The organism is Pseudomonas yangonensis (genome assembly GCF_009932725.1).
GTDB classification, from domain to species: Bacteria; Pseudomonadota; Gammaproteobacteria; order Pseudomonadales; family Pseudomonadaceae; genus Aquipseudomonas; species Aquipseudomonas yangonensis.
The window spans coordinates 90,082-101,559 of record NZ_BLJU01000001.1 but is presented as its reverse complement, the minus strand read 5'-3'; the positions used below and the strand labels follow the sequence as shown (position 1 = coordinate 101,559).

Genomic DNA, 11,478 nt, shown 5'->3' with positions numbered 1-11,478 from the left:
CTGGTTGCCGGCGACTGTGGACCGAAAACCATGACCGACGCCGAAGTACCGCACCAGCCCAGCACCTTCGCCTTATGGCGCGAGGTGGACGACACCCGCATTCGCACGCGCCTGGGGGGCGTCTTCTACCTGCTCGCCTGGCTGCTGACCTGGATTTTCAGCGCCGCCCCGGCCGAACAGGTCTTCAGCGGCGTGCTGGGTTGCGCCTTGTTCGCCGCACTTCTCGCTGCGCGTCTGCTGCATCGTCCCGATGACCTCGACAGCCCCGAACAGTTACAGCGCTGGCTGGATCGTCACTGGGGGCTGATCCTCCTGACCGCGCTGTGCTGGGGCCAGGCCCACGCCCTGGCCCTTTACAGCGACGCCTATAGCGATTCGGAAATGGTCGCCACCCTCGCCACGGTGGCATTCAGCACGGCGATGACCTTCAACTTCGCCATGCGCCGCGGTCGCGCGCTGCTGGCGCTGGGGCTGCTCTACCTGCCAGGCCTGGCTGTCATGGCCCTTAACTGGCAGCAACAGTACGCAATGTTTACCACCCTGGCCTTTTACCTTGGTTATCTGGTCCTGGTGCTCGGTCGCAATCATCGTGAATACCGCGCCACCCTGGACCTCGAGCTAAAGCTGCTGGAACAGCAGAGCCAGCTCGACCTGCTCAGTCGCACCGACAGCCTGACCCAGCTGGGTAACCGCTATCAATTCAACAACCTGTTCCCCAGCCTGGTGGCCAACGCGGTGCGCCAGGGCGAGCCACTGTCGCTGGTGCTGATGGACATCGATTTCTTCAAGAAGGTCAACGACGAACGCGGCCACGCCGGAGGCGACGCCTGCCTGAGTGCCTTCGCCGAGCGCATGCGCAAGGTGTTTCGCCGCGATGGCGACGCGCTGCTGCGCCTGGGCGGCGAGGAGTTCGGTGTGTTGCTGCCGGGCACCCCGCTGGCCCAGGCCCTGGATCTGGCCGAGCAGTTTCGTCAGGAGCTGGAAAGCGAAGGCCTGCTATTGGCCGGTCAGCACCTGGCGCTGACCACCAGCCTCGGCGTCGGCTGTTTCAGCAGCCGCCACGATGGCGACGCCGACGCCTTCTTCAAGCGCGTCGACGAGGCGCTTTACCGCGCCAAGCGTGAGGGCCGCAACAGACTGGTGGCGGCCGATCATTGAGGCCCGCCTGCCTCGGCATCAGGCAGGCCTTTGGCTGGGGGCCGACCAGGCTGCGCGCCCCAGCAGATCGTCGGCGCTAATCGCTGCGCACCACACCGTTGAAAACCGTCAAGCCTAAAGGCGGAACTTGCCCATTTGCACGGTCAGGTCCTCGGCCAGGCGGCTCAGCGTCTGGCAATCCTCACGACAGGCGTGCACTTCACCGGCGGTGGCATGTGCCAGGTCGGCGATGCCCTGCACGTTGCGGTTGATCTCCTCGGTCACCGAGCTTTGCTCTTCGGTGGCTGCGGCCACCTGGGTGTTCATGTCGCTGATGCGCTCGACTTGCGAAGTGATCGCCCCGAGCGACTGGCCTGTACGCTGACTGGATTCGACGCCGGTGCTGGTAGCCGACTGGCCGGCATGCATCGAGCTGACTGCGGTTTCCGCGCCCTGCTTGAGGCGCTGAATCATCTGCTGGATCTCGTCGGTCGAGGCCTGGGTACGGCTGGCCAGGGTGCGCACTTCGTCAGCCACGACCGCAAAACCGCGCCCCATTTCTCCGGCCCGCGCCGCCTCGATGGCGGCATTGAGCGCCAGCAGGTTGGTCTGCTCGGAGATGCCACGGATCACCGCCAGCACCTGGTCGATGGAGGCGACCTGCTCGGCCAGCTCGCTCACCGCCTCGGCGGCACTGCCGATGTCGGCGGACATCCGTTCGATATGGGCGATGGACTGCCCGACCACCTGACGCGCACTCTGCGCTTCCTCGCGGGCGCTGTGCGAGGACTGTGCAGCATCGCTGGCGTTACGCGCGATTTCCTGCACGGTCAGGCCCATCTCGTTCACGGCGGTGGCCACCATATCGGTCATTTCCTGCTGCTGGCCCGCGCGTCCGGCGGTGTTCTCCACCACCCGCGCGACCTGGCTGACCGCGGTACGCAGCCGCTCGCTGGTGGCCAGCACATCGCCGATCAGGTCACGCTGGCTGGCGAGAAAACGGTTGAAGCCACGGGCCAGATCGCCCAGTTCGTCAGCCCGCGATTCATCGAGGCGCCGTGTCAGATCACCACCACCCCCACCGATTTCCACCAGGGCCTGGGTCACCTGACGGATCGGCCGTACCAGGCCACGCGCCAGCAGCACCACCAGGCCAAGGAACAACAGCGCCACAGCCACGCCGATCAGGCTGGTCATCAGCAGCGCCTGACGCGCCTCGGCGTAGACTTCGGCCTCCGGCACCTGGCTGACCAGCAACCAGTCGATACTGGCGAATTTCTGCGCCACGGCAAGAAAGGTCTCGCCATCGCGTTCGAAGCGCACCGCACGGCTGTCGCCGCTGAGCACCTGGCGGCTGGCATCGGCACCGAACAGCTCATCAAGCTTGCCATTGCCGCTCAGCTCGGAACGCGGGTGCACCTTGACGTTGCCCTGGCTGTCGATCAGAAATACCTGCCCGCGCTCACCGAAGCGAAAGTCGCTGATCATTCTCGACATGTCCGCCAGGTCGTAGCCGAGGCCGGCGACACCGAGCGTCTTGCCGCCACGCTTGATGCGCTGATTGATGAACAGCGTGGGCAGGCGCGTGGTCTTGTCGATGTCGATTTCCAGCACGCGATCACGATCACCGTCGACCAGGCGATAGAACCACTGGTTCTCCGCCTGATTGCGGTCGAGCGTGCGCATCAGGCCTTCGCCAGTGGTGTAGTTGCCGCTGGCCAGGGCAACGATGGACGTGGTCATGGCGTTCTGCTGTGCACGCACGCCTTCGAGATAACGGGCGAACTCGTCACGTCGCGCGGCGTCCTCACCTGCAGCCAGCCAGTCCTGCACCAGACTGTTCTCGGCAATGGAGGCGTTGGCGGTGATCGGCGCGGTAAGCACGCGTTCCAGGTCGTTACGGATCGCCAGCACCCGAGCTGGCAGCGCTTCATCGATCAGGTAGCGCTCGGTCAGGCGGTCGACCACCGCGGAGTAGATGCCGACGACGATGAGAATGCTGGCCAACAGGGCCGCACCCATGCTGAGGATCAATTGCCACTGAATACTGCGTTGCCAGAGGCGCATGGAAGCTTCTCCCGGTGGTGGTTTGGAGTTTGGCCGGACAATTGGATACAAAAATGTACACAAATTGCAAATAGGTTACCGCCAGATTCCATATCGGCGGTTCATGACCAAGCTTTATTCACCAATACCGGATGATTCGCTGCGCTAGCCGGGCGCTCGGAACAGAGCGGCCGCGGCTTGCAGCTTCGCCAGCGAATCCAGTCAGGGCCCTACGCTGAATTCCAGACGAGCGGTCTGGCCGCCTTCGTCGAGCACACTGAGCTGGTGCCTGCCGCTGTCGAAGGCATGGCTGAAGGGCGCATCCTGAGCACTGTCACCCAGTGGCTGACCATCGACAAACCACCAGCGTCGGCCATTGCCGCCCAGAGCCGAAAGGCTGAGGCGCAGCGGTTCATGATTGCCCTGCGGCCGGCGCAAGCGATCACCATCGCGCACGCCGACAATGGAAAGGGGCGCTACCTGGCTGCTGCCTGGCGGTGGACAACTCGGATCGACAGCAGGCAAACGCGCCAAGCGCCGCTCCCGACGTGGCAACCAGGGTTCCAGTGGCGCCGGCCACAACGCCAGCTCACGCGTCTCGGCACCCGCACAGGCAGGCCCGACGCGCTGCCCCTCGGCATTGACCCAGTAACGTTCGCGCAGGCCACTGCCCAGCGGCTGATCGGCAGCCTGCAAGGTCGGTGGCGTGGTGCCCTCCAGCGTCCAGGCGAAGCGCAGGCGCCGGCAGTTGGGATCGTCCCTGCTCATTGGCTGCCCCAGCGGCCAGCAGATGGCGGCCACGCCAACCTCGGCCGGCTGCGGATCGGCCGGTGCGGCGATGCCGCGCTGGCTATCGCGATTGACCAGCAGATCATGCACCTGCAGCAACAGCGGCGCAGCCGAGGCCAGACCGAACTGGCCGGGCACCGGGGTGCCGTCCGGTCGACCGATCCAGATGCCGATCAGATGGCGCGGACCGACGCCAATGGCCCAGGCGTCGCGAAAGCCATAGCTGGTGCCGGTCTTCCAGGCCAGGGTCGGGCGCTGTGCCAGCTGTGCGCGCGGGTCGCGATCCGGCCTAGCCTGGCCGCTGAGGATGCGTCGGATGATCCAGGCCGAACCGGGCGACAGCAGACGGCGCTCGCGTAATTCATCGTCTGGCTGCAGGCGCGGGCGGGCCGCCATACCACCGCGGGCGAAGGCGCTGTAACCGGCCACCAGCGATTCCAGCCGCGAGCCACCGCCACCAAGGATCAGCGCCAGGTTGGGCTCTGCCAGCGCCGGCAGACGGATCGGCAGCCCCGCGCTGCGCAGCTCGCCGGCAAAACGCTTCGGCCCGTAGGCTTCGAGCAGCTGCACGGCGGGCAGGTTGAGCGAGGTGGCCAGGGCTTCGCTGGCCGAGACCGGGCCGATGAAGCCGGCGGCGAAGTTGCCGGGGCGGTAGTCGCCGTAATGCCGCGGCACGTCCTGCAGCAGCGACTCGGAGTGGATCAGCCCGGCATCCAGCGCCATGCTGTAAAGAAAGGGTTTGAGCGTCGAGCCGGGCGAACGCAGGGCGCGCACCATGTCGACGTGGCCAAAGCGCGAGGTGTCAGCGATATCCACCGAGCCAAGATAGGCGCGCACCGCCATGCTCTCGTGCTCCACCACCAGGATCGCCGCCGAGGTGCGCTCGGGCAGGCGCGCGCGCCAGCCCAGCAGCAGGTCTTCCAGGCGCAGCTGCAAACCGGCATCGAGGGTGGTGCGAATCAGCGGCGGGCTGCCGGCACGGTTCAACCGCCGCGCCAGCAAGGGCGCCAGGCTCGGCTCGCGGCGCGGCGCGAGAAATACCGGCTCTTCCAGCGCTTCTTCCACCTGGATCTGCGGCCACACCTGAAACTCGCCCAGGCGCCTGAGCACCTTGTCGCGCGCCGCCTGGGCACGCTCGGGATGGCGGTCCGGGCGCAAGCGGCTGGGCGCCTGTGGCAGCACGGCAAGCAGCGCAGCATCGGCGCGGGTGAGCTGGCTTGGGGGCTTGCCCAGATAGCTCCAACTGGCGGCGGCAACGCCCTGCAAGGTGCCGCCGAAGGGCGCGCGGTTCAGATACAGCGTGAGGATTTCATCCTTGGACAGATGCCATTCCAGCTGCGCGGTGCGCCACAGCTGCTTGAGCTTGCCGGGCAGGTCCCGGCCATGCGGATCGAGCAGCCGCGCCACCTGCATCGACAGCGTACTGCCGCCGGACACCACACGCCCGCCGGTCAGGTTCTGCCAGGCCGCACGCCCCAGGGCTAGCGGGTTGACCCCGGGGTGCTGGCGGAACCAGCGGTCCTCGTAGGTCAGCAGGGCTTCGAGGTAATAAGGTGAGACTTCGTCCTGCGTCACCGGGTAGCGCCACACACCGTCACGGTCGGCGAAACGCCACAGCGGCGTACCGTCTTCGGCCAGCACCACGCGGGCCAGGTCGTCTTCGGGCAGAGGTAGCGGGAAGAGGCGGTCGGCTAGCCAGAGCAGGGCTAAGGGTACGCAAGCGACGATAAGCCAGCGACGTAGGCGCTTGAGTCGCATGGTCAGCACAAGCTCCCGGATTGCATCCGGGCTACAGATACCGCGTAGCCCGGATGAAATCCGGGGAACACCTCATTCACCAGCATCTTCGATCTCGACGTCTGCTCTGCCGGCCCAGTCGATGGGTAGCAAACCTTGACGCACATAATGATGAAAGCTGGAAAACGGCCAATCGCGCACGCGAGTGACCAGGCCATGCTTGAGCGGATTGATATGGATGTAATCCACATGATTGCGGTAGTCCTGCTCGTCACGGATCAGATGTTCCCAAAAACGTCGCTGCCAGATGTTAGCCTCGCCTTTGGCGTTGGTGCGCACTTCGCTGCCAACCTGTTGGCGTAGTGCTCCCACGAAAGAGGCCTTGAGCATACGGATTCGCGCAGAGAAATCGGCGTCATCAGGTGGTAGCACCATCAGCATATGAAGGTGATCTGGCAGCACCCCCAATGCAGGTACGCGAAAAGGCAGTCGAGCCTGCGTATTCTGCAAACATCGACGTAAAAGCGCCGCGTTTTTGAACAGCAGATCACTACGTCTGTCTTGCAGAGCCAGCGTCAAGAAATAACAGCCGCCGGCTACCTTGGCTCTGCGGTATTTCACCATTCGGCACCTCCTTGTGCTCGAAAAAACCCCGGATTGCATCCGGGCTACGCGATCTGTAGCCCGAGTGAAATCCTGGGCTGCTTTTAACGCCCCCTCACCACCAGCGAAGACGGCGCGCTTCCCAGTGCCTGCCAGCTCGGCCGGTACATCGACTCCACCTGAGGTGGCGGTACGCGGTAGCTGCCAGGCGTCACTGTGCGGGCCAGGTAGAGCAGATGGGTCGTGCCGTAATCATCCACGTCCACTGCTGCCACGTAGCGGTCGCCGCGATATTCCTGATGCTTGATCCGCGCGTTCTGCATCGACTGGCGCCACTCCTTGACATTGCTGCCGGCGTCGTCAAGGCTCGCAGCGCTTTGCGCCAGGTTCTGGTTTTCCAGCTCCAGGCCGGCCGGCAGCAGGTCTACCACCAGTGCATCCGGTACGCGCTGGCGGGCCCGCACGGCCAGGTGCACCAGCACCAGTTCGCCGCTGTCCAGGCGCTGCAGATCGAGCGGACGGCCGTCCATGCCCAGGTACTCGCGCTCGATGCTGAGGTTCTCGCCCCCGGCGCGCGGCGCCTGGCTCGGGTAACCGGACAGGGTCAGCTGCTGATACAGCTTGGCGCTGCCGGCGTTGCTCACGCTAAGCGGCTCGGCCAGCTCGCCACGCTCCAGCTTGATACCGGGCTGCTGGTTGCTCAGCTCGAACTGGAAGGCGCCGCTGGCAAGCGCAGCGCTCCAGGCTTGCTCCGGCTTGCCGAGAATGCCGCGCCCGGCGAGGAACAGCGAATTGCGCTCCTGGGTCGACAGCCAGCGCTGACCCGCCAGCTCATCGGCCAGGTTGAACAGACGCTGCTCGCGCTGGCCGGCCGCCAGGTCGTGCTCCTCGAGCAATGCGAGAATCAGCGCCTGGTCGCGCAGCGGGCTGCCGTAGTCGGCCATCCAGCGTTCGCCATCGCGCTGCTGGATCAGCCCCTGGTTCAGCGCCTGCTCGGCACGCGGTGCATCGCCCATCAGCTTCAGCGCAGCGGCCAGTTGCACCAGCGGCAGGCCGGAGCGCGCATCGTTGCGGCGGTCGAACAGGCTACGCAGCGCCCCCAGCGGTGCCTGCTGGCTGCGCGCCAGAACGTAGCCGGCGTACGCCTGCACGGCGAAGCGGGTGTGGGCGAAGTCCTGGCTGTAACTGGCCTCGATCAGGCTGCTCTGCTGCAAATAGCGCAGCAGGCGATTATTGGCCTTTTTCAGCGCCTCGGCCGGTACGCCGAAGCCCTGCTCGCGGGCACGCAGGAGGAAATCGGTGACATAAGCGGTGAGCCAGTACTCCTCTTCGCTCTCGGCGCTCCACAGGCCGAAGCCACCGTTATGCCGCTGCATGCCGAGCAGGCGCTCGATACCCAGCTCGATGCTCTTGCGCCGCTGTTCGTCCGGCTCGCCTTCCAGCCCCAGGCGCTTGAGGCTCGCGGCGTCGGCATAAAGCGACGGATAAAGGCCACTGGTGGTCTGTTCCAGGCAACCGTACGGATAGGCCTTGAGTGCACGAATCTGCTCGCCGAGGTTCAGCGGCGGCCGGCTCGACAACGCCAGCACGGCTTCCAGCCCGGCAGGCTCGAACTGGTTCAAGGTACCGGCCGGCAGGGCCCAGGGCTCGCCCTCCCCCAGTACCGCACGGAAGTGTTGCAACTGCGCCGGGTAGGCCGGACGGATGCCCAGCGTCCACTCGCGGCTGAAGTCGCCCAGCGTCTCGTTCGGTAGCACCAGCCCCTGCACCTCGACGTGGATACGCCCCTGCCCCAGGCCACCTTCGGCGCGCACAGGAATGCGCAAGGTGGTGCGCTGACCATCGTTCAGGCGGATCGGCGCTTCGCCCTGGTTGAGCAGACGCAATTGGCCTTCCACACCGACCTGCACGTCGAGCTGCTGCTCGGCGCCGGACAGGTTGGTCAGGTCCAGCGCCAGGGTGGTTTCGTCACCACCGGCAAGGAAACGCGGCATCGACAGTTCGGCGATCAGCGGCGCCGCGACTACCGTCTTGGCCTCGGCCATGCCGAAGCGCTCGTCGGTCCATGCCTGCGCCATCAGGCGCAGTTCACCGTTGAAGTCGGGAATGTCCAGGCTGACTTCGCCTTCGCCCTTGTCGTTCAGCTGCAGCGCATCGCTCTGCAGGGCGACGATCAGCACGCTGGTATCCGGGCGCTTGCCACCGGCGGCAAGGCCGGCGTCACCACCGAAGGCCAGGCTGGCGACGCGCCCCTGGGCCTCGATCAGTTGGCCGTAGATATCCAGCTGGTCGGCGCCATAGGCCTTGCGCCCGAAGAAGGTGGCGAAAGGATCAGGCGTGGCGTAGCTGGTGATGTTGAGGATGCCCACGTCCACCGCGGCGACCAGCACATGCACCTTGTCGGGAATGCTGCCGTCGGCATTACGTGCACTGACCTTGACCTCCAGCGGCTGTTTGGGCCGCATCTTCTCTGGCGCCTCCAGGCTCACCGCCAGCTTGCGCGGAGCACGTTCCAGCGGCAGATGCAGCAGGCCGACCGCGCGTTTCGGCGTGACCTGCGCCTTGCGCTCACCCGGACGCACCACCAGGGCACTGAGGTAGAGGTCGTGGCGTGCCCATTTCTCGTCGATGGGCAGCTCGAAGGTCTTGCCCTCGGCCGGCACGCTGATTTCCTCCCACCACAGCGGCCCCTCGCTGGACTCGACCAGCAGGTAGCCGTTACCGGCAGCGGGCGGGGTGACGGTAATCCTGGCCACATCGCCCGCGGAATAGGCGGGTTTATCCAGCGCCAGCTTGACCTGGTCCGGGCGCACCGCGCCGCCATCGGCGTTGTCCTGCCAGCGGTAGCCGGCCCAGAAGCGCAGGCTGCTGACCAGCCCGGTCTGGTTGTCCACTACCTCGACCCGATAAGGGCCCCACTCCACCGGAAAGCTGACCTTGGCGGTGCCGCCCGCGGCGACCTTCAGCGGCTCGTCGCTGAGGGTCAGGAATTTCTCGTTGTAGTTGTGACGCCAGCCTTCTCCGTCGGAGAAGCTCCAGAAGTAGTCGCGGCGCTCGCGCACCAGGCGCACGTTGAGGTTGTCGGCCGCCAGCTTGTTGCCGGCGGCGTCGGCCACCAGGATTTCGAATTCGGCCAGGCTGTCCGCGTCGACTTCCTCGCCTTCGAACAGGCCACGCAGGCCCGGCAGGCGGTCGGCCGGCCATACCGGCTGGACGATGCGGCGAGTGATGGGGCGGCCACCGGACTCCTGCAGGCTGGCCTGGAGGATCAGACGCAGCGGCGACTTGGCGTCACCCCAGCGGTTTTCCGGGCGCAGCATGGCGCGGCCCTGGTCGTCGAGATTGACCTCGTCGAGCTCCTGATCCTGGCTCAGGTCGGCTTCGGTGACGTCGCCGAACTGATAGCCCGGCAAGCTCGCCACCGCCTCACGCAGCGGGCGCACGTAGAGTTGCCCGGTCAGGCGATTACCGGCGGCAGGCGCTCCGTAGAGGTAACGCCCGGTCACCGCGAATTCGGCGCTGTCGCCCGGCGCGTAGGGCTGGTCCCGGCCTTTGAGTTCCAGGGCCATGCGCTCGGGCAAAAAGTCCTCGACGAGGAATTCATAGAGCTGCGGGCTGCCGTCGCCCAGGTCCAGCAACAGCTGCCAGCGACCGGTCGGCGCCTCTTCGGCCAGCGGCAGCTGGTACTGGTAAAGACCGTCGTCACCGGCATTCCAGACGAACTTGCGGCTGATCTGCTCGTCCGGGCGGCGCACCTCGACGCTGACCGGCTGAGCCTTGACCGGGCTACCGTCGGCATCGCGCAGCAGGCCGTTGAGCAGCACGGTCTCGCCGGGGCGGTACAGATCGCGGGGGCCGAACACGAAGAACTGCAGGGCATGCGCCTTGGGGCCGGTGATATCGAACTCGGCCAGATCCAGCGCCGGCGTGTTCAGGCGCAGCAGGCTGGTCTGTTCGTCCTGCTTGGCCAGCAGCACCTGGGCCTTTGCCGGCAGCGGCAACTGCGCATGGCCCGCCGAATCGGTCTTGCCTTCGGCGAGCAGCGCACCGTCGCCATCGAGCAGTTCCAGCTGCACCCCGGACTGCGCCTTGCCACCTTCCAGTGCCTGAGTGAACACATCCAGACGGTCACGATAGCGATGCGCGGAGAGGCCGATATCGCTCAGGGAAAACAGCGTGGCCGGTTGCGAATAGCTGTAACTGCCAGCCTCGCGCATCACCGCCAGATAAACACCAGGCTGCTTGAACGGCTCCAGGCCGGCGATGGGCAGGAGCAGGGTTTCACGGGTGTTGCGCGCCGGGTTCAGGTCGAAGCGGCCGCCATAGACCAGCTCGGCCATCGGCAGCAGCTCGCGCGCCTCCCAGGTATCCAGGTTGCTGGCGCGGCCCCAGCGCGAGAGGAAATTCGGCAGCGCCTCGGGCTTGATGCGGAAGAACTCGACATTGACCTTGTCGACGTTCAGCGCGATCACCGGCAGGCCTTCGGCCAGGCGGGTCGGCAGAAGGGATCCACGGCTGGCGAAACCGACGCTGGCCTGCAGATCGCGAGTCTCGAAGCGGCTGACATGCTCGGCAGCGAGCTTGCCGCCGTTGATCGACTTCAGCCCGGCATCGATGGTCAACGACAGCTTGCGCTTGGGCTCCAGGTGACGCAGGCGCAGTTCACTGAGATTGTCTGTCAGCTCCCAGGCGCCATCGACCTTGCCCGAGACGCTGTCAACCAGATGCAGGCGTTCGGCGAAGGGCTGGTCGGGGTCCAGCGGGATGGAGAAGGTCACCGACAGCGCGCTGGCGCCATCGAGCTGCACCTCGGAGACGTCGACCACCTCCAGCTCGCGCCCGGCGTAACGCTCGGCCAGCGCGTCACGGTCGACCGCAGGCTTGGGCGCCTGCGGCTGTTGCGCCGCGGGGGCAGCGGGGGTCACCGTCGCTGGGGGTTCAGAGGAATCACAGGCGCTGAGCAGGGTCAGCACCAAGGCCAGAAGCAGTCCTTTGTTCGGCATTGCGGGCTCCGGAATCAGGGGGCGCAGAGGCTGACAACTATAGCCGAGGCGCCCTGAAGGCGACGAGTCGTGCCGACGAATTCGCCAAGCCACTCACACTCCTGAGGAGCCGTGCGGCCAGGCCGGCGCTGTGCCTATAATCGGCGTTTTTCCGGAGCTGTCC

At 66.0% G+C, this 11,478-nt stretch carries 5 protein-coding genes; 1 reads left to right on the top strand and 4 read right to left on the bottom strand.

Annotated features, from left to right (window positions below; genetic code table 11):
• The first annotated feature begins 30 nt into the window (after positions 1 to 30).
• Positions 31 to 1,158, top strand: a complete 1,128-nt coding sequence (locus GYB81_RS00455; protein ID WP_161864813.1) for a GGDEF domain-containing protein — start codon at positions 31 to 33, stop codon at positions 1,156 to 1,158.
• A gap of 114 nt (positions 1,159 to 1,272) precedes the next feature.
• On the opposite strand, the gene GYB81_RS00450 is transcribed toward GYB81_RS00455, so the two are convergent.
• From GYB81_RS00450 to GYB81_RS00435, 4 genes are all read right to left on the bottom strand, one after another.
• Positions 1,273 to 3,204 (bottom strand): methyl-accepting chemotaxis protein, encoded by a 1,932-nt coding sequence (locus GYB81_RS00450; RefSeq protein ID WP_161864812.1) that lies wholly within the window; start codon positions 3,202 to 3,204, stop codon positions 1,273 to 1,275.
• 201 nt (positions 3,205 to 3,405) lie between these two features.
• The gene (gene pbpC / locus GYB81_RS00445) at positions 3,406 to 5,730 is read right to left on the bottom strand and encodes a peptidoglycan glycosyltransferase PbpC (RefSeq protein WP_161897698.1); all 2,325 of its coding nucleotides are present in this window, start codon (positions 5,728 to 5,730) and stop codon (positions 3,406 to 3,408) included.
• 72 nt (positions 5,731 to 5,802) lie between these two features.
• Positions 5,803 to 6,333: an REP-associated tyrosine transposase gene (locus GYB81_RS00440; RefSeq protein WP_161864810.1), complete on the bottom strand. Its 531-nt coding sequence runs from the start codon at positions 6,331 to 6,333 to the stop codon at positions 5,803 to 5,805.
• A gap of 83 nt (positions 6,334 to 6,416) precedes the next feature.
• The gene (locus GYB81_RS00435; protein ID WP_161897697.1) at positions 6,417 to 11,315 is read right to left on the bottom strand and encodes an alpha-2-macroglobulin family protein; all 4,899 of its coding nucleotides are present in this window, start codon (positions 11,313 to 11,315) and stop codon (positions 6,417 to 6,419) included.
• Positions 11,316 to 11,478: the final 163 nt, after the last annotated feature.